The 18,547-nt window shown below is 35.0% G+C and carries 19 protein-coding genes; 13 read left to right on the plus strand and 6 right to left on the minus strand.

Annotated elements, in window-relative coordinates; all coding sequences use genetic code 11:
- Window positions 1–78 precede the first annotated feature (78 nt).
- On the plus strand, window positions 79–1,113 hold the full coding sequence (locus tag ACFSO7_RS04670) for an NAD-dependent epimerase/dehydratase family protein (RefSeq protein WP_377875739.1): 1,035 nt from the start codon (window positions 79–81) through the stop codon (window positions 1,111–1,113).
- Window positions 1,114–1,155: 42 nt separating this feature from the next.
- On the opposite strand, the gene corA is transcribed toward ACFSO7_RS04670, so the two are convergent.
- Both corA and bcaP read right to left on the minus strand, forming a co-directional pair.
- Complete coding sequence (gene corA / locus ACFSO7_RS04675) at window positions 1,156–2,106, minus strand: magnesium/cobalt transporter CorA (protein WP_377875741.1); 951 nt, start codon at window positions 2,104–2,106, stop codon at window positions 1,156–1,158.
- A 121-nt stretch (window positions 2,107–2,227) separates the two neighbouring features.
- On the minus strand, window positions 2,228–3,625 hold the full coding sequence (bcaP, locus tag ACFSO7_RS04680) for a branched-chain amino acid transporter BcaP (protein WP_377875743.1): 1,398 nt from the start codon (window positions 3,623–3,625) through the stop codon (window positions 2,228–2,230).
- A gap of 289 nt (window positions 3,626–3,914) precedes the next feature.
- Here bcaP and rluF point away from each other — a divergent pair, with 289 nt between their 5' ends.
- The 3 genes from rluF (at window position 3,915) to ACFSO7_RS04695 (ending at window position 5,218) form a co-directional block, all read left to right on the plus strand.
- Window positions 3,915–4,619: a 23S rRNA pseudouridine(2604) synthase RluF gene (gene rluF, locus ACFSO7_RS04685; RefSeq protein WP_377875745.1), complete on the plus strand. Its 705-nt coding sequence runs from the start codon at window positions 3,915–3,917 to the stop codon at window positions 4,617–4,619.
- Between the two features lie 320 nt (window positions 4,620–4,939).
- Entirely contained in the window at window positions 4,940–5,038 is a 99-nt protein-coding gene (locus tag ACFSO7_RS04690) for a YjcZ family sporulation protein (protein WP_377875747.1), read from the plus strand.
- A gap of 39 nt (window positions 5,039–5,077) precedes the next feature.
- Entirely contained in the window at window positions 5,078–5,218 is a 141-nt protein-coding gene (locus ACFSO7_RS04695; RefSeq protein WP_377875749.1) for a YjcZ family sporulation protein, read from the plus strand.
- 47 nt (window positions 5,219–5,265) lie between these two features.
- Here the strand turns inward: ACFSO7_RS04695 and ACFSO7_RS04700 are convergent, their stop codons facing one another.
- Window positions 5,266–6,138, minus strand: coding sequence for a metal-dependent hydrolase (locus tag ACFSO7_RS04700; RefSeq protein ID WP_377875751.1), 873 nt, complete (start codon window positions 6,136–6,138; stop codon window positions 5,266–5,268).
- Between the two features lie 155 nt (window positions 6,139–6,293).
- Between ACFSO7_RS04700 and ACFSO7_RS04705 the strand changes: the two genes are divergently transcribed.
- From ACFSO7_RS04705 to ACFSO7_RS04730, 6 genes are all read left to right on the plus strand, one after another.
- Complete coding sequence (locus tag ACFSO7_RS04705; RefSeq protein ID WP_377875753.1) at window positions 6,294–7,874, plus strand: peptide chain release factor 3; 1,581 nt, start codon at window positions 6,294–6,296, stop codon at window positions 7,872–7,874.
- Window positions 7,875–8,413: 539 nt separating this feature from the next.
- Window positions 8,414–9,826, plus strand: coding sequence for a Na+/H+ antiporter NhaC (gene nhaC / locus ACFSO7_RS04710; RefSeq protein ID WP_377875755.1), 1,413 nt, complete (start codon window positions 8,414–8,416; stop codon window positions 9,824–9,826).
- Between the two features lie 121 nt (window positions 9,827–9,947).
- Window positions 9,948–10,418 (plus strand): hypothetical protein, encoded by a 471-nt coding sequence (locus tag ACFSO7_RS04715; protein ID WP_377875757.1) that lies wholly within the window; start codon window positions 9,948–9,950, stop codon window positions 10,416–10,418.
- A gap of 216 nt (window positions 10,419–10,634) precedes the next feature.
- Window positions 10,635–11,759, plus strand: coding sequence for a DUF5667 domain-containing protein (locus tag ACFSO7_RS04720; RefSeq protein WP_377875759.1), 1,125 nt, complete (start codon window positions 10,635–10,637; stop codon window positions 11,757–11,759).
- A gap of 124 nt (window positions 11,760–11,883) precedes the next feature.
- Complete coding sequence (gene sigI / locus ACFSO7_RS04725; protein ID WP_377875760.1) at window positions 11,884–12,630, plus strand: RNA polymerase sigma factor SigI; 747 nt, start codon at window positions 11,884–11,886, stop codon at window positions 12,628–12,630.
- Window positions 12,627–13,733 carry an anti-sigma factor domain-containing protein gene (locus tag ACFSO7_RS04730; protein ID WP_377875761.1) on the plus strand — a complete coding sequence of 369 codons (1,107 nt, stop codon included), beginning with the start codon at window positions 12,627–12,629 and terminating at the stop codon, window positions 13,731–13,733. Before sigI ends, ACFSO7_RS04730 begins: the two co-directional genes overlap by 4 nt.
- Window positions 13,734–13,778: 45 nt before the next feature.
- On the opposite strand, the gene ACFSO7_RS04735 is transcribed toward ACFSO7_RS04730, so the two are convergent.
- Window positions 13,779–13,979, minus strand: coding sequence for an alpha/beta-type small acid-soluble spore protein (locus ACFSO7_RS04735; protein WP_377875762.1), 201 nt, complete (start codon window positions 13,977–13,979; stop codon window positions 13,779–13,781).
- A 510-nt stretch (window positions 13,980–14,489) separates the two neighbouring features.
- On the opposite strand from ACFSO7_RS04735, the gene ACFSO7_RS04740 reads away from it, so the two are divergent.
- The gene (locus ACFSO7_RS04740; protein WP_377875764.1) at window positions 14,490–15,845 is read left to right on the plus strand and encodes a TrkH family potassium uptake protein; all 1,356 of its coding nucleotides are present in this window, start codon (window positions 14,490–14,492) and stop codon (window positions 15,843–15,845) included.
- Between the two features lie 36 nt (window positions 15,846–15,881).
- Here the strand turns inward: ACFSO7_RS04740 and ACFSO7_RS04745 are convergent, their stop codons facing one another.
- Window positions 15,882–16,217, minus strand: a complete 336-nt coding sequence (locus ACFSO7_RS04745; RefSeq protein ID WP_377875766.1) for a DUF3905 domain-containing protein — start codon at window positions 16,215–16,217, stop codon at window positions 15,882–15,884.
- Window positions 16,218–16,352: 135 nt separating this feature from the next.
- On the opposite strand from ACFSO7_RS04745, the gene ACFSO7_RS04750 reads away from it, so the two are divergent.
- Window positions 16,353–16,514, plus strand: a complete 162-nt coding sequence (locus ACFSO7_RS04750; protein ID WP_377875768.1) for a hypothetical protein — start codon at window positions 16,353–16,355, stop codon at window positions 16,512–16,514.
- Window positions 16,514–16,651 carry a hypothetical protein gene (locus ACFSO7_RS04755; RefSeq protein ID WP_377875770.1) on the plus strand — a complete coding sequence of 46 codons (138 nt, stop codon included), beginning with the start codon at window positions 16,514–16,516 and terminating at the stop codon, window positions 16,649–16,651. Before ACFSO7_RS04750 ends, ACFSO7_RS04755 begins: the two co-directional genes overlap by 1 nt.
- Before the next feature lie 28 nt (window positions 16,652–16,679).
- Here ACFSO7_RS04755 and ACFSO7_RS04760 read toward each other — a convergent pair whose 3' ends face one another.
- Window positions 16,680–18,422 (minus strand): B12-binding domain-containing radical SAM protein, encoded by a 1,743-nt coding sequence (locus tag ACFSO7_RS04760; RefSeq protein ID WP_377875772.1) that lies wholly within the window; start codon window positions 18,420–18,422, stop codon window positions 16,680–16,682.
- Window positions 18,423–18,547 lie beyond the last annotated feature (125 nt).

Below are 18,547 nucleotides of genomic sequence, written 5' to 3' on the forward strand. Positions count from 1 at the left end.
TCTGTTCATACTCCAGTTTGTAATCAGTATTCAAATTATTTAGAATATAATTAAGCGATATAAACTGGGGGGATGACATTGAAAATATTAATTATTGGTGGAACTAGATTTTTAGGTAGATTTATAGTGGAAGAAGGACTAAAAAGAAATCACGAAATCACTTTATTTAATAGGGGAAATAATAAAGATTTGTTTCCAAACGTTGAGCAAGTGAATGGAAATCGAAATCAAGATATCGCTTTATTGATGAATCACAAATGGGATGCTGTCATCGATACATGCGGTTATTTACCACAATCATTAGATAAATCCATCGATGTATTAGCAGATCAAGTGGATCAATATGTATTTATATCTTCTATTTCGGTTTATAGAGATTTTTCGAAGAAAGATATAAAAGAAGATGCAGAATGTCTACCAATGACTCGAGCTGAAGCAGATGAGTTAACGAAGGATTCAGATGCTGCTGTGATGAGCCATTATGGTGAATTAAAGGCTTTATGTGAGCAAACGTTAATAGAACGAATGCCTGGTAAAAGTTTAGTTATTCGCCCGGGATTAATTGTAGGGCCATATGATGCGACAGATCGATTCACATATTGGGTGCATCGAGTAAGTGAAGGTGGGAAAATTTTAGCACCAGGTAACCCAAATCGAATGGTTCAATTTATTGATGTGAGAGATTTAGCAAAATGGACCATTCATATGGTAGAGAAAAAGCAAACCGGAATTTTTAATGCTACTGGAAGCGATCAGGAATTAACAATGAGTGAAATGCTTCACTCAATTAAAAGCGGAGTTGATTCTGATGCCGAATTTATTTGGGCAGAGGATGAATTTTTGTTAGAAAATGAGGTAGGACCTTGGATGGAATTGCCTCTATGGATCCCTGAAGATAAACCATTATCCGACGGAAAGATTATGAGTGGAATGCTTGCCGCCAATATTGATAAAGCTTTATCTGAAGGCTTATCCTTCCGACCAGTATCTGAAACAGCATATGATACTCTAAAATGGTATAAAGAGTACAATAATGGCCAATCGATGAAAGCGGGTATGAATAAAGATAAAGAAAATCAGTTACTTGAGAAATGGTTAATGGGGTCGAAATAATGACAAGAGACTAGTGTTTTTACGCTAGTCTCTTGTCATATTTCATTTAAACCAACCTTTCTTCTTAAACCAAATAAACATTGTAATAGCTATAATGAGCATGATGATAAGTGTTCCGAAGTAGCCATATTTCCATGCCAACTCTGGCATATGCTTAAAATTCATCCCATATAGCCCTGCTATAAATGTTAATGGCATAAAAATAGTCGTAATAATCGTTAAAACTTTCATGACACGATTTGTTTCGTGTGAATTTAAGGATAGGTAACTATCACGGATATCGGTTGTTAATTCCCGACTTGCTTCGATCATTTCCATTAATTTCAATAAATGATCGTATATATCCGAGAAATATTCCTTCTTATGTACAATGGCTGTTAATCGTTGCGAATTTAGCATTCGATAAGCGAGGTCTCGCATTGGTGAAATCGTATGTCTTAATATCAGAAGATGGTGTCTGGTTTCAAAGAGATGATCAAGTAAAGCTTCCATTGATTTTTGATTGGAGTTATCATCAATTTCATTTAATGTATCTTCTATTTGATAAACTAATGGAAAGTAATTATCTACAATTTTATCTAGTACATAGTATAAAACATGTGCAGGATCCCAATTTTTTGAACTTTTTGATAAAATTAGTCGTTGCCAAACATCATCCATTTCAATTGACTGATTTTGGTGAAAGGTGACAATATAATTTTCACCTAAGAAAAAATTCACTTCTTCTTTTTCAAAAGTCCCGGAATTAATGGATTGGGTTACAAAGAAAGTATAATCCTCATAGTAATCTAATTTAGGTCTTTGTAAAGTATGAATACAATCCTCAATGGCTAATGGGTGAAATTGAAAAGGTTCATGTAAATAGCTGATTTCCTCATCGGTTGGTTGATCAAAATCCACCCAGTACCATTGATAATGCTCAGATGTTAATTTTGAGATCTCAATTCCTGTGTAAATTTTCTTATCTTTTCCAATGGCAACAGTTCTAATCATGACAAACCCCTCTATTCATTTCATATGTCATATTATAACAAAATTAATGAAAGCCCAACCAAAAGACCGTTGAATTGGTTCTTTTAGTTGGGCCTATTTGTAACTAAACAGAATGATTCTATTACTGAGGTGGTTGGTTTAATTTGCTGTTGTGTCGGCCATAAACTACATAAACAATTAACCCGATAACCAGCCATATAACAAATGCAATCCATGTTGTTGCGGGTAATTGAAGAGCTAAATAACCGCAAAATAGAACAGCAAGAATTGGAATAACCGGAACAAATGGTACTTTGAATGCGCGATTTATGTTCGGTTGTGTTTTACGTAATACAAGAACTCCTAAAGATACAACGATAAAGGCAAAAAGTGTCCCGATATTCGTTAATTCTGCAAGCTTTCCTAGAGGGATAATTCCTGCAAAGATAGAAACAATTATTGCTACGACCCAAGTATTAAGGATTGGAGTTTGAGTTTTCTCATTTACCTTGGAAAATACTTTTGGTAATAAACCATCACGGCTAATCGCATAAAATAAGCGAGTTTGACCATACAGCATTACAAGTAGGACAGTTGTGATGCCTGTAATGGCACCTAAAGAAATAAATCCAGCAACCCAATCCTGATGAATATAATTTAGGGCGAAAGCAACTGGGTTTTTCACATTCAATTCAGTGTAAGGAACAATTCCTGTTAAAATAGCTGCTACAACAATGTAAAGAATGGTACAAATACCTAATGAGGCGATGATTCCAATTGGCATATTACGTTTAGGATTTTTCACTTCTTCTGCTGCGGTGGATACTGCATCAAAACCAATATAAGCGAAGAATACAGTAGCTGCACCGATGGTTACACCGTGAAAACCAAAAGGCATAAATGGAGTCCAGTTTGTTGGTTCGACATACCATACACCTACACCAATAAACAATAAAACAACTGCAACTTTTATAATAACCATAATTGTATTGAATTTTGCAGATTTTTTGACACCTTGTGTTAATAATACTGAAATTAACAAAACGATTATAATTGCTGGTACATCAATATAAGTACCTGCTTCTGGATTATAGGCACTCGTTAATGCTTTTGGAAAATGTATACCGAAGCCACTTAATAAACCTTGGAAGTATCCTGACCATCCAGCAGCTACTGCAGATGAGGCAACTCCATACTCCAGTATTAAATCCCAACCTAAAACCCAGGCAATGATTTCACCAAATGTAGCATAGCTATATGTGTAAGCACTACCCGAAACGGGGACAGATGAAGCGAATTCGGCGTAGCAAAGTGCGGCAAATATACAAGCAAGTCCAGATAAAATAAATGATAAGATAATAGCTGGACCTGAATGCAAGCTTGCAACTACACCTGTTAAAACAAATATCCCAGTTCCAATAATAGCTCCAACTCCGAGCATTGTTAAATCAAAGGCACCTAATTCCTTTTTTAAGGCTGCACCTTTTTTTTCTGATTCAAGAAGTAACGCTGTTATGGATTTTTTTCGAAATAAACTCATAGATGTCTTCCTCACAAATGTAGATTTTTGTCGAAACTTGTAAAAGAATAATACAACGTACAGAATAGTTTGTAAATAGCAAAAATATAGATATTTTGGCTACAAATATATATTTCGTTAATCAAAATTACTATATTATAAAAATGATTTTACTTATTAATATGTTCCTTTGAATCAGATTAAAAACTAACTTTTGTGAGTGAAGGTTATTTTTAACGGTACCTGAGTTTCCTTGACTTCGATTTTTTTATATAATTTTAGTTATAAGATATAGGAAAAGAGGATTCAAATGAGAATTAATAAATATATTGCTGAGACGGGCTACTGCTCTAGAAGGGAAACCGATCGATTAATAGAGGCCGGAAGAGTGACAATAAATGGTGACATTTGTGAACTTGGGAGTCAAGTTGAGCCAGGGGATATTGTCTTAATTGATGGAAAATCGATAAAGGCAAAACCTGAGCCCGTTTACATAGCATTAAATAAGCCAGTAGGAATCACTTGTACGTCTGAAAAGCATGTAAAAGGTAATATTATCGATTTTGTAAACCATACGAAACGTATATTTCCAATTGGACGATTAGATAAAGATTCGCAAGGGTTAATTCTTTTAACGAATGATGGAGATATTGTTAATCGTATTCTACGAGCGGAACACGGTCATGAAAAGGAGTATATTGTGACTGTTGATAAAAGCATAACGAATGCCTTTTTAAAAGGAATGTCAGGAGGCGTAGAAATTCTTGGAGAAGTAACTAAGCAGTGTGAAGTTACACGAATTAGTGATCGTGTATTTCGAATTATTTTAACGCAAGGACTGAATCGCCAAATTAGACGAATGTGTAAAGCTTTCGGTTATCGGGTGATGAAGCTAGAACGAATTCGAATAATGAATATTCATTTGGATGGATTAGAGATTGGTCAGTGGCGAGATTTGACCGATCAGGAAAGAAATAAACTGTTTTCCCTATTACAGTATCAAATTGAAGCTTAATATACATGAGTGTTCCTTAATAGAAGGGGCACTTTTATTTTTTTATAGCTTAAGGAAGCGACTTCAAAATGATATAAGATTGTTTAATCTTTTCAGACTTCGAAAATTGTCTAGCTACAGCGCCTAGCCCCTCGAGGTCAAATGTTCGGCATCCCAAAAGTCAAAAAGCGACTTTCAGGATGCCGAAGCATTTGCTTGTCGGGGCTGACCAAGGCGCTTCCGCTTTTCAAAATGAAAAAGCCCATTTTGCCTATAGTTATTCGCACATTTCCACAAGCTTGAATAGGATATATTGAGATTCAAGAAGGAGGTAGTTCAGAATGTCTGGTACACATGGTGGTTTTGGATTTGGCGGAGGCTTTGCATTACTAGTTGTATTGTTTATTCTGCTAATCATTATTGGAGCATCTTGGTGCTAATTTAAATTTAAAAATAAAAAATGAACAGGAGTGGATCATATGTACGGATACGGATTTGGATGTAATCCTTGTTGTTTTGGCGGCTATGGTTACGGCGGTGTTGGATATGGTGGAGGATTTGCGTTAATTGTAGTTCTATTCATCCTATTAATCATCGTAGGTGCAGCTTGCTTTAACTAAGAACTCGCTTTAACGCATTAAAGGACTGAGGGACTATCCCCAGTCCTTTAATGCGTTCCCGGGCTGGTGTATTCGAACAGGAATGATTGACCGTTTCGATAAAAGCGGGGGTCGTATAGACCTAGTTGTTTTTCGTTTTCGACGATGACGACGAATGGTGCCCATTGATACAATGTTTTAGCTTCTGGTTTATTTTCGAATAGGTAGTCTAAATTCGCATCCTCTTGAGATTCAAGCACATACTTTTTCTTTTTTGTTTTGAAAATGCCATCTTCGAAAATTGTGACTGTGTGGTCTTGTTTCGTAATGATTTGAAAATTTGTAGGTATAAATTCTGCTGATAGAGCAATTTGTTCATAATCATTACTATATTTAAGGTAAAGATAATACCCTTCAGCACTTTGAATTAGCACATGAAGTAGGATTAAAACCCAAGCCATTCGGAAATATAGTGGTTTTTTCTTCTTTCCCTTTCTTGATAATATATAAGCTGTCCCAATAATTATCCAAAAAACAAAATCTATGATAGGAATGGTCCCGAATGTAATTCTTAATTGTGAGAAGGGTTCAAGATACCCTGTTCCCCATGCATTAAATAAATCACTCGTTATGTGAATGAAAACTGCGAACCACCCTAAGAAAAATAACCTTTTATCATGAACACGAAAGAAATACCAGCAAATTAGAAATAATAATAAAGCCCAGATTGGAGACAGGAAGATGGAGTGAGTAATTCCTCGGTGCCACATTTGATACATTCCTTCATGATCCCAAAACTTCGAAATGACGTCGCTATCAGGAATTTGGCTAGCACCAACTGTCGTAAATAAATAAGCCATCTTTGTACGTTTATCCATATTCGATTTATCAACAGTACCGTATAAGGTAAGTCCAAATAATGTATGAGTAATTGTATCCAATTCCAGTCACCTCCGCATAAGTACTATTATATACAATTGAGATGATAGTGAGAAATAAAGAGGATGGATAAATTGTAGATTGCAAAGTGAAGAAGAGAAAGCTAAGATTGAAGTTATGAGTATTAAATTTGTTGGGAATAGAAAGGATTTTCTACATGGTAAAAAAGTTACAAGATGAGGTATTATCCCGAAGAACATTTGCAATTATATCCCACCCCGATGCAGGTAAAACGACTTTAACTGAAAAGTTGCTTTTATTTGGTGGCGCGATTCGTGATGCGGGAACAGTTAAAGCAAAGAAAACGGGGAAATTTGCAACAAGTGACTGGATGGAAATTGAGAAACAGCGTGGAATTTCGGTTACATCTAGTGTAATGCAATTTGATTATGATGGTTTTCGTGTAAACATTTTAGATACTCCAGGGCATCAAGATTTCAGTGAAGATACGTATCGAACGTTAACAGCGGTTGATAGTGCTGTAATGATCATTGACTCGGCTAAAGGAATTGAAGAGCAAACATTAAAATTATTTAAAGTTTGCCGTATGCGTGGAATTCCTATTTTCACCTTTATAAATAAATTAGATCGTCAAGGAAAGGCTCCTCTTGAGTTATTAGCAGAACTAGAAGAGGTTATGGGGATTGAATCATACCCTATGAACTGGCCGATTGGGATGGGAAAAGAGTTTTTAGGAATTTATGATCGCTTCTATAATCGAATTGAACAATTCCGTGTCGATGAGGACCAAAGATTTTTACCATTAAATAATGACGGAGAAATTGATGGTGATCATCCTTTGAAAAATTCAGGTCTTTATGACCAAACATTGGAAGAAATCATGCTATTAAATGAAGCGGGAAATGAATTTTCTGTGGATCGCTTAAAGGATGGATCAGTTACACCAGTGTTTTTTGGTAGTGCATTGACCAATTTTGGAGTACAAACATTTTTAGAAACATACTTGAAATTTGCCCCATCACCACAACCAAGAAACTCAACTGTTGGAGAAATTGATCCTCTTTCAGATTCTTTTTCTGGATTTATTTTTAAAATTCAAGCAAATATGAACCCTGCTCACCGGGATCGAATTGCGTTTTTACGAATATGCTCAGGTAAATTTGAACGTGGGATGACAGTTAACATTCCTAGAATTGGTAAGCAAATAAAGCTTGCCCAATCTACTCAATTTATGGCTGATGACCGAAGTACGGTTGAAGAGGCTGTAAGTGGCGATATCATCGGATTGTACGATCCAGGTACGTACCAAATTGGCGATACAATAACGATTGGAAAAGATCAGTTTCAATTTGATCGTCTTCCGCAGTTTACACCAGAAATATTCGTTCGAGTCTCTGCGAAAAACGTTATGAAGCAAAAGCATTTTCAAAAAGGGATTCAGCAGCTCGTTCAAGAAGGGGCGATTCAACTCTTTAAAACAGTCAAAACCGACGATTATTATTTAGGAGCAGTCGGTCAGTTACAATTTGAAGTATTTGAACATCGAATGAAGAATGAATATAACACTGAAGTGTTAATGGAACGCTTAGGCTCAAAAATTACACGTTGGGTTGAAGGAGATTCAGTGGATGAAAATCTTTCAAGCTCTAGAAGTATTCTCGTAAAGGATCGATTTGATAAATTTGCTTTCTTATTTGAAAATGAATTTGCCTTAAGATGGTTCTCCGAAAAGAATACAAATGTTAATCTTTATAACCCAATGGACCAACATGATTAATTATATTTGACAAACGCGATCCTCTCACAAGAGAGGATCGTTTTTTTCATATTGACACTATAACTATTCTAGATTATATTTACTTTATCGCTTAAAAGCGTTCAAGCGCGAAAATATATATTCTGTGTCTTCAGACGAAGTAAAATGATCTTTTGCAGCATAAAGAGACTAGATGTTTGGTGAGAATCTAGGCATAAATCATTTGAAATACAGCTGAGTATCAAACAGACACGATTTTTTAAAGTGGATGTGCGTCATATTGACCCATCAACTAGGGTGGTACCGCGGAGCTTCTTCGTCCCTAACGGATGAAGGGCTTTTTTTGTTTTTTAGGAAACTATAAAACACTCGGATGTGGATAACTTCATAACTTGTATAATCCACGTCCAGCTCCAGCGCCTAGCCCCTCGAGGTCAAATGGCGCCACAAAGATGAGGTTAAAGAGCAAACCTCCTCTTTGGGACGGCATTTGCTTGTCGGGGCTGATCAAGGCGCCTGCGCTTTTGTTCTTTTTAAAACACAATGTAGGGGGATTTAACATGCAACTAGAGGATTCAATGCTAAAATTAAAAACATTTGAAGCTGTATTCATCACTATTCTTATTTTATCTGGCATTAGTTTTTCAATTATCCGTTTGGAGATGGTTCCACATATCCCAATTATTCTTTCAATCATATTTTTATTGATTTTTGGATTGATTAAAGGGGTTTCGATAGAACGGTTAGAAGCCGGAATAGTGGAAGGGGCAAAATCAGGACTTGGGGCTATTATGATCTTTTTCTTTATCGGGATGCTTATTAGTTCTTGGATTGCTAGTGGAACGATTCCAACAATTGTATATTTTACATCAGAAATGATTACTGGTCAGTTTTATTTTGCGATTGTTTTCGTCATCACTGCCATTATTGGGTTAAGTATTGGAAGTTCATTAACAACAGCAGCCACCATTGGGATTATTTTTATTAGTATTAGCCAAAGTTTGGAATTATCTTTACCGATAACGGCAGGTGCGATTATTTCTGGGGCATTCTTTGGGGATAAAATGTCGCCATTATCTGATACAACAAATCTTGCTTCAACCATTGTAAAAGTCGATCTGTTTGAACATATTCGAAATATGGCTTGGACTACAGTGCCAGCCTTCATTTTTACTTTTATCTTTTTTATTTTACTTTCTCCTAAGGATGCACAGATAGATGCCAGCACTTTAGAAATAATGAATACTGTATTAATGGAGTTAGATTTCATACATCTTTGGGCGTTAATCCCGTTTCTTATATTAGTATTTCTAGCACTTAAAAAAGTTTCTGCTATTATTACACTATCTGCAAGTATTGTTTCAGCGATGATCATTGCCTTTTGTACTCAAACACATCTGGGAACGAAGAACATACTATCTACTCTTTATTTCGGATATGTTTCGAATAGTGGAAATGAAAAAATCGATACTTTACTAACGAGAGGTGGGATGGAAAGTATGTTATTTTCGGTCTCACTCGTCATATTATCCTTAAGTATGGGGGGACTATTATTTAAGCTAGGAATTTTACCTGCTTTACTCTCATCAATCCAAAGATTTTTAAGGAAAGCTTCCATAATAATTTGTTCTGCAGCTGCTACGGCAATTGGCATCAATTTCTTATTAGGGGAACAATATTTATCGATTCTTTTGACAGGAAACACCTTCCATGAACTTTTTCAAAAAGCTGGACTTGAATCGAAAAATCTCTCGCGTGTACTAGAGGATGCTGGTACAGTGATAAATCCGCTTGTTCCATGGGGAGTGAGTGGAATTTTTCTAACAAATGTATTAGGAGTGACAACGGTCGATTATTTTCCGTTTACTTTCTTTTGTTTGTTTTCACCATTATTAACCGTTCTATTCGGATTGACAGGTTTTACAATCTCAAAGAAGGATGTTCTACCTTCTATAACAAGTTCAAATATTTAGGGGATTTACATTCATTTCGGATATCGAAACAGTCCTTTCTATCGATATAATTACATGGAAAAATGGAATACTAGGAAGTATATCATGTGAAATATATCCTAGTTAAGACGTGAGAGATTATATGAGAAAAATGACCAAGATCGAAGCCATATTATGGAGTGTAGCTTTACCTGGATTTGGACAAATATTAAGGGGGCAGTATTTTACTGGAACATTATTCATTTTTTTAGAATTCCTCATCAATGTAAATAGTCATTTTAATTTGGCTATTATGCATAGTTTTCTTTGGGAAATCGACGAGGCGATTGCGGTTATCGATTATCAATGGCTCATGTTCTATCCATGCTTATACATGTTTGCGATGTGGGATGCCTATCGATATGCGATGCCAAATAAGGAGAAGTTATCTTTTCTACCCTTTGTGTTTGGAGCTTATTTTGTCACCGTGGGGCTTATGTACTCAACTGAACTGAAAGTTTTTAATATTCTTTTCGGCCCTGTATTTTTGCCCATGATGTTTCTTCCACTAGGATTAATGGTTGGATTTTTGATTCGAATGGTCCTTATACGCAACGAAAAAGTGCATTCATAAAAAATGTGAAGAGCTGGAATTAAGCCATTCCAAGCCTTCACATTTTTTTTGTCTCTTCCGCTTTTTCAATCACTCTACTAGTCACAAGCAACAAAATTTTCGAAAACAGTTTTATTTTTTTATTAAACCCCCAAATCGAAAAAAAGCTTCTCGTAATCATTTAGTGAAGTTGCGATCGCAAAAATCATTTTAAAATAATATTAGAGGTGAATGGAATTGAAGAAATTTATCAATCAAAAAGAAATGAACAAAATGGCAAAAACAGCTTTAGCAATGGTCTTAGCAGGGACGTTTACCTTTTCGTCCTCATTAGCATTCGCAAATGAAACGAATACTGAGGATAATAAGTATGAAACAGTAGAATTAAATAATGAACTTTCAAATAATAATACTTCTACAAATGATTCAGTTACTACAGAGACTAAAACAGATGCTGAAGTAGCAAAGCCAGCATTGGTACCTGGGGATTTTTTCTACTTTGCTAAATTGTCCATCGAAAAAATTAAGTTGATCTTAACGACTAACGATGTGAAGGAAGCAGAGTTATTTGCAAAATTTGCTTCCGAGAGATTAGCAGAAGCTGAAAGCTTGTTTGCTAAAGGAGACGAAAAATTAGCTATAGAGACAATCCACAAAGCACTTGAAGATATGGGAAAAGCGAATACGGAAGTAGAGAAGCAAACTGAAAATAATGAGCCTTCAAATGTGACTGGTGAAGTAACAACTGAATCAAAAGAGACAGAAGTTGTGGTTTCAGAAAACGTTGGGGATTCAGAAAACAAAGATGTAGAAGCAGTAGATGATGTTCAAAAATTATTATCACAAAATATTATTGCTCTAACAGCAGCAATGGAAAAAGTGCAAAATCCAGTAGCAAAAGCGGCTCTACAAAAAAATATCGAAAAAAGCTATGCCAAGCTAGAAAGAAAAATTGCAAAAGTAGAAGCACGATTAATAAAAGAAGCAAAAGAGGCAGAATTACAAAATACTACAGATGATAAGGAAGTAACTAGCCCTTCCGAAACTACAACAGAAACAAAAGTTAATACAGAAACAAAAAATGAGGTTTCAGTCGAATCAAGTAAGGAAGAAGTAAAAACCACTACACAATCTACAGTTGAAAATGAAGTAAAGCTAGAAGAAAAGAAAATGGAAAATGTAAGTAAACAAGAAGTGAAAAAAATGAAAGAAAAAGCAAAAGAGGAAATAAAAGAGAAAAGAGAAGAAGCTAAAAAAGTCTTTAAAGATGCGAAAAAAGAAATAAAAGAGGCTAGACATGAGGCAAAGAGCGCTTTAAAAGAGCAAAAGGGTAAAGCGAAAGAAGAAAAGGGTAATAAATAATTACTAATAACTGGAAAAGATAGTCCCTGAAATAATTTGGCTATCTTTTCCTCTCACCATCCCCCCTAAAAACTCATCTCACCGACGTATGTTATAATGTTTTAGGTGAAGAGAGGTGAGGCTAATGCTAAGTTTATTGTTCATGGCAAAAAAGCGAAAAAAATCGTTAGAAGAAACGGTGTTGAAAATTCAACAAGGCGATGAAAAATTATTAAATGAAACCATCGATTCTTATAAGCCATTCATTGCTAAGGCAGTATCATCTGTTTGTAAAAGATATATACACGAATCCGATGATGAGTTTAGCATTGGTCTTATTGCGTTTAACGAAGCGATTCAAAAATATTCTCCCGAAAGAGGGAGTTCTTTGTTAAGTTTTGCGGAAGTCATGATTAAACGTCGGGTTATAGATTACATTCGTAAACACTCAAAGCACAATAGTATAAGCATTGAATTTGGCATGCAAAATCAGGAAGATGATTCCCCTAGCTTAGCTATTGAAAATGAAATATCGATTGATGACTATCAAAAGACAGTAGAAGCTGAATTAAGAAGACAAGAAATCATTCAGTTCCAACAAATTTTAAAGGAGTTTGACCTTTCCTTTCAAGATTTAGTAGAACAATCCCCTAAGCACGCTGATGCGAGAAAGAATGCAATGATTATTGCAAATTTACTTGTCGAAGATGAAAATTTACAATCCTATTTAATCGATAAAAAAAGGCTTCCGATTAAACAATTAGAAGAAATTGTTCAAGTAAGTCGAAAAACAATCGAACGAAATCGGAAATACATTATTGCGATATCATTAATTTTAATCCATGATTATGTTTATTTGAAAGATTATATAAAAGGGGTGTTGAAAACGTGAGAAAGGGCATTGTAATGGAAGTTGATGAACGTTTTTTAACATTATTAACCCCAGAAGGCGAGTTCTTGAGGGCACGTAAGCAAAAACAGGATTATTTAATTGGTCAAGAAATTGACTTTTTCCCCATTCAAGAGGTGGTAAAGAAAACGTCATGGTATCATACTTTATCTAGAAAGTCCGTAGCAGCTGCTGTATTTGCCATCATGATCGCATCTGCAGCATTTCTACCAATCTATGGTGATCATGATGTTTATGCCTATATGTCTATAGATGTGAACCCGAGTATAGAACTAGCAATTAATGATGAGTTAGAGGTTATTCATTTAGATGCTTATAATCATGAAGGGGAACAAATTATTTCTAAGCTATCGAAATGGAAAAATCAAGATGTCTCGGTTGTCACAAATGAAATCATTAAAGAAATAAAGGACCAAGGGTTTTTTCAGGATCATCAGGAAGTAGTTATCTCTACTGTATATAAGGAAAAGAAGAAAGAGAATGTAACGAAAAAACTTGAAGCCAATATAGAAGAAATCGAAGAAACAATCGAAAAAGATAACCTTCACCTTACCGTAATTCAAGGAACGAAAGAAGAAAGAAAAGCCGCTCATAAAATAGGGGTTACTACTGGAAAATTAAAAGAGGAACAATCGAAAACCAAAAAAGAAGAGAATAATAAAATAGAGAAAAAGCCATTGAATAAAGATAATAATAAAGAAAAGAATCAGCCTAAAACTTCAAAAAATGAAAATCAAGGTCAAAAACCTAATGGTAAGCCCCAAGGTCAGACTAAGGTAAAACCGAACAATCAAAAAAAGGAAGAAAAAGACATTGAAAAAAAACAAGAAAAGGGGAATTCTTCCGCCCCTGGCCAGATAAAAAAAGAGGAATCGAACGATAAAAACATTAAGTCGCAAGGAAAGTCTAAGGGGAAAGAACAAGAAAAAAAGTCAGTAAAGGTCAAGTCTGAAGACAAAAATGATCAAGAAGATAAAGATGATGATCACGATGATAAGAATAAAAAAGATAAATCTAATCATCAGAAAAAGGAAAAGGGAAATAAAAAAGAGAAGAAACATTCAAAAGAGCGTGATGATGATTAAAGTCCGGACAAAGTTGTCCGGACTTTTGCCATGTATATGAAATTTTTATTGATGATTGTGTCCAGATAGCTGAGCTTGTGCTTGTTGTACAAGGCGCTTCGTAATTTCTCCACCGACAGAACCGTTTGCACGCGAAACGGTATCTGAGCCTAAATTGACCCCAAATTCCTGTGCAATTTCATATTTCACTTGATCCATATATTGTTCAATGCCAGGTACAAGTAATTTATTACTACTTCTAGCCATTATCTTTGCTCCTTTTCACCTTTAATTTTGGATGTAAAGCAGAGGAGGATTTTCTCTGTAAATATAGTTTGGTTTTCAAGGGATTATTTCATTAGAGGTAAATTTTTCGTAATTTCCATTAAAAGATTAAATTAAAATCGATTTTTACTTTATTCAGCGAAGTTTTTTCTTTAATATATAAGAATGTATAACTTTTTGCTACATCGAAAATTGTCCAGCTCCAGCACCTAGCCCCGAAGTACAGGATGTACGAGTGTCGACAATGCGACAGGACGTCGCGCCATTGTCGACCTCGAGCTCAAATGTTCGCCACACAAAAAGTTAATGTACGACTTTCCGGGTGGCGAAGCATTTGCTTGGCAAACCAAAGAACTGTTTGCATAAGTGCGACTAGGTCTCTGGCTTCGCTACTCTCGCCAATCGACCAGTCTTCTTTATCGGGGCTGATCAAGGCGCTTCCGCTTTTCTTATTATAGATGGAAGAGTAATCTGAAAGGAAAGAAATACAAAATGAAGAGTTTTTTGCGTAAGCTTGTATCAAGACTATCTCCAGCCCAAATCATCGTAGCCTATTACTTTATGGCGGTAACCATTAGTATGATTTTATTAAGTTTACCAATTGCTCTAAAGCCAAACGTGAAATGGTCGTTTATGGATGCGTTATTTACGGCAGTTAGCGCGGTAAGTGTTACAGGACTGTCTACTGTTTCCATCGTGGATACCTTTACCGAAAAGGGAATTTATATACTTATGTTCGTTCTACAATTTGGTGGAATAGGGGTTATGACGTTAGGTACGTTTTTTTGGCTCATTCTCGGACGGAAAATTGGACTTCGCGAAAGAAAACTAATTATGACCGACCAAAATCAATCGAGTTTATCAGGCTTAGTAAACCTTTTAAAACAGATACTTTTTCTAATTATTTTAATTGAAATCATCGGTGCACTAATATTAGGTACCTATTTTATGAACTATTATTCGAGCTGGGAAGAAGCCTTTCTACATGGGATGTTTGCATCCGTTAGTGCGACAACCAATGCTGGCTTTGATATAACTGGACAGTCTCTAGTCCCATTTGCAAATGATTATTTTGTTCAATTAGTGTCAATCATTCTCATTATATTAGGATCAATTGGTTTTCCTGTTTTAGTGGAAACAAAGGAGTATTTATTAAATCGAAAAAATGAAAGTAAAAATCACTTCACATTAAACACAAAACTGACAACGATCACTTTTTTTGGTTTATTAATTTTTGGAACGATTGGAATTTTAGTATTGGAGTTTAATCATTTTTTTAAAGATAAAACTTGGTATGAGTCGTTTTTTTATGCCTTTTTCCATTCAACAACAACGAAAAGTGCGGGCTTAACGACGATGGATATCAATCAATTTAGTGAACCGACCCAATTATTTCTTTCTGCCTTAATGTTTATTGGTGCTTCACCAAGTTCAACAGGTGGTGGTATTCGAACAACAACATTTGCTTTAAATTTATTGTTTTTCTTTCATTTTGCAAGAGGAAACCGATCAATCAAAATTTTTAAAAGAGAACTCCATGAAGAGGATATTATTAAATCACTAGTCGTCTCAATGATGGCGCTATTTATTTGTTTTACTTCTCTTTTAATTTTATGTATTACGGAGGATCATTCTTTACTCGCTCTAATATTTGAAGTTTCATCTGCCTTTGGTACAACAGGATTATCTTTAGGGATTACATCTGATCTTTCTACCATCGGAAAAATTATTATCATGTTACTTATGTTTATTGGAAGAGTTGGAATGCTTACATTCTTATTTATTATCGGTGGTAAACGAGTGGAACCCAATTTCCATTATCCGAAGGAAAGAGTAATAATAGGTTAAAAAATGAGAAGGCGCTGTCTAGCGCCTTCTCATTTTTTAATCTTTTCCAAGGCTGACATCTTTAGTAGGGTGCATGAACGGATACGCTTGTGGTTTTCTTTTGCTTTCTAAAAGTTCGCGGTTTTCGGTTGTATTCCAACCGATATCGTTTGTAGGATGCACCCATTCGTCACCCGCCATTACTTCTGGATCGGTTTCATCGCTCCAGTTCTCTAAAGGGGAATTTTCCGAAGAATAATTACTATCTCCAATGATTACACCGTGTGAATTTTCAAACGGGGGCTGCATTTTTATTCCCGTTCCTTTAAAACTCGGTGCAGTTATTTGGTGTGGAAGAGTTTCATCAATAGAAAGTTTTTTTTTCTTTTTCAAACCAAATCACATCCTTTATATATTAGTGTAAATAACATTCCTTTTTTTATGTGGGGAAATTTTAGTACGAGAGATTTAGTATCATTTATTAATAAATAGAAATAATAATGTTGAATGAAATGGAGGGACTAATAAATGGCGAAAAGAAAAGCACAATTCGACGCTGTTGAAAAACAAACGAAAACACCAAAGAAAAATCTTGCAGAAGCTGAATTTTCGGCAGAATTTAGTGAAGGAGAAAGCACGATGAAGGGTGCAAACCGTAACTCAAAACAAGGAAGAAAAGGAAAATCATAATGAAAAATAAAAAAGAGAAATTAAGGGAAAATGCAAATGTCGAATTTGGAGTGGAATTTGGAGATTTTAATAGCGCCAAATTTTATGAATTGCCATTTGCGAATCAGAAAATAAAAAATGATAAACCTAAAAAATAACCCAAGGGAAGCCTCCCTTGGGTATTCTTTATTGATTAAAACTAAAGATTTTTGCTCCTTCATTGTTCGGAGAAAAGAATATGAGTAGGATAGCCTCAGTTTGAACAATTTCTCCATTTTGTAAATAATTTTGCAAATTAAATGAAATGTTTTCAAGTAAGGTATGCTTATATAATTCTTTTTCATTAAGATGTAAGTGAGCAAATTCTTCGCCAAGCAGTAAAGGGTTATCGATAATTTGTTTGTAAATAGATGATCGTTGAACTTTATCTAATCTTGCCTCCCACCACGGTTTTCTTGGGTTGAATTTTTGATGAAGAAGGTAGTCATATTTCATAATTCCTTCCACTATCGCAAGATCAGGAATCCTCTTCGCTTGTAAAAATTGATATAAACGAGTAAACAAATCTTCTAATTGATGACCAATTCTTGCCCAGCCCTGCTCATCCCAAAATGTCCCGAAGTCCTGAAAGAAATCAAATGGTGTATCAAAGACTTTTGTTACTAAATATTCAACGGTATGATTCATTCGATGGGCATTCCAATATTTTTCTAATACATCCTCTACCTGTTTAATTCTAATAATATCTTGAAAAGATAGAACGTTATTACCAAGAATTTCGTACGGGGAATGATCCATGAAAATATATTTGTGCTGTTCAGCCCGCAGCCTAACCCCTGTTCCACGAAGCATTTTTAAAAATCCTAACTGAAGCTCCTCAGGTCTCATTTCAAACACATCATTAAATGTTCTTTTGAAGGAGTCATAATCTTCCTCAGGGAGTCCAGCAATTAAATCAAGATGCTGATCAATTTTCCCACCTTCCTTTACCATAGTAACGGTACGGGTGAGCTTTGCAAAATTTTGCTTTCTCATTACTAATTCATTTGTATAATCATTTGTCGATTGGACGCCAATTTCAAAACGAAACAGTCCTTTTGGAGCATTTTGATTTAAAAATTCGATGACTTCTGGTCTCATAATGTCGGCAGTTATTTCAAATTGAAACACAGTCCCTGGTAAATGTTCATCGATTAAAAATTGGAACATCTCCATGGCATAACTTCTACTAATGTTAAACGTTCTGTCGACAAACTTGATTGTTTTAGCCCCATTTGCCATTAAATAGCGAATATCGTCCTTCACTTTTTCCCTATCAAAATAACGAACGCCAACCTCAATCGAAGAAAGACAAAATTGACAACTAAACGGACAACCACGACTAGTTTCAATATATGTGACTCTTTTTGATAAGTGTGGAATATCCTCTTCAAATCGGAAAATAGAAGGTAATTGTTTCAAATCTAATTTATTTCTTTGGGGATTGATTTTAATCATGCCATCCAATCGATAGGCAATTCCTGGAACAGAATTAAACTGATTACTTTCTCTTAGCTCTCCAAGCAATTGTTTAAAGGTTTCTTCCCCTTCACCGATGACAATAAAATCAAACTCTGGAACGTTCGTCATCCAGTCATAAACATCATAAGTGACCTCAGGACCACCGACAATAATATGGATAGAAGGATTGATTTTTTTAATCATTTTTATGACCTTGATCGTTTCTTCAATATTCCATATATAGCAGCTGAATCCAATCACATCAGGATTCTTCTGAATTAAATCAGAAACGATATTCATGACTGGATCTTTAATCGTATATTCAGTGAGCTGGACATCGTATTCAGGCTGTGCATACGTTTTTAAATAACGGATTGCGATGTTTGTATGTATATATTTTGCGTTTAAAGTAGTACAAATAATATTCATAAACTAAACTCCTTAGTCAAACATAATCAACAGTCTATTTTACTTTATTGTCGTCAAAAAAGATAGTAGAAAAACATGTCAAGTCCTTTTTACTTGTGAAAAAATGAGTTAATATATCTGTTATA

The organism is Bacillus sp. CGMCC 1.16607, from assembly GCF_042683745.1.
Taxonomy (GTDB): Bacteria; Bacillota; Bacilli; order Bacillales; family Cytobacillaceae; genus Pseudoneobacillus.

What these genes read in the sequence shown, in the direction of transcription:
- corA (WP_377875741.1), bottom strand. Translation starts at nt 2,106, where the DNA reads ATGATTAGAACTGTTGCCATTGGAAAAGATAAGAAAATTTACACAGGA.
- bcaP (WP_377875743.1), bottom strand. Translation starts at nt 3,625, where the DNA reads ATGAGTTTATTTCGAAAAAAATCCATAACAGCGTTACTTCTTGAATCA.
- rluF (WP_377875745.1), top strand. Translation starts at nt 3,915, where the DNA reads ATGAGAATTAATAAATATATTGCTGAGACGGGCTACTGCTCTAGAAGG.
- ACFSO7_RS04690 (WP_377875747.1), top strand. Translation starts at nt 4,940, where the DNA reads ATGTCTGGTACACATGGTGGTTTTGGATTTGGCGGAGGCTTTGCATTA.
- ACFSO7_RS04695 (WP_377875749.1), top strand. Translation starts at nt 5,078, where the DNA reads ATGTACGGATACGGATTTGGATGTAATCCTTGTTGTTTTGGCGGCTAT.
- ACFSO7_RS04705 (WP_377875753.1), top strand. Translation starts at nt 6,294, where the DNA reads ATGGTAAAAAAGTTACAAGATGAGGTATTATCCCGAAGAACATTTGCA.
- nhaC (WP_377875755.1), top strand. Translation starts at nt 8,414, where the DNA reads ATGCAACTAGAGGATTCAATGCTAAAATTAAAAACATTTGAAGCTGTA.
- ACFSO7_RS04715 (WP_377875757.1), top strand. Translation starts at nt 9,948, where the DNA reads ATGAGAAAAATGACCAAGATCGAAGCCATATTATGGAGTGTAGCTTTA.
- sigI (WP_377875760.1), top strand. Translation starts at nt 11,884, where the DNA reads ATGCTAAGTTTATTGTTCATGGCAAAAAAGCGAAAAAAATCGTTAGAA.
- ACFSO7_RS04735 (WP_377875762.1), bottom strand. Translation starts at nt 13,979, where the DNA reads ATGGCTAGAAGTAGTAATAAATTACTTGTACCTGGCATTGAACAATAT.
- ACFSO7_RS04740 (WP_377875764.1), top strand. Translation starts at nt 14,490, where the DNA reads ATGAAGAGTTTTTTGCGTAAGCTTGTATCAAGACTATCTCCAGCCCAA.
- ACFSO7_RS04750 (WP_377875768.1), top strand. Translation starts at nt 16,353, where the DNA reads ATGGCGAAAAGAAAAGCACAATTCGACGCTGTTGAAAAACAAACGAAA.
- ACFSO7_RS04755 (WP_377875770.1), top strand. Translation starts at nt 16,514, where the DNA reads ATGAAAAATAAAAAAGAGAAATTAAGGGAAAATGCAAATGTCGAATTT.
- ACFSO7_RS04760 (WP_377875772.1), bottom strand. Translation starts at nt 18,422, where the DNA reads ATGAATATTATTTGTACTACTTTAAACGCAAAATATATACATACAAAC.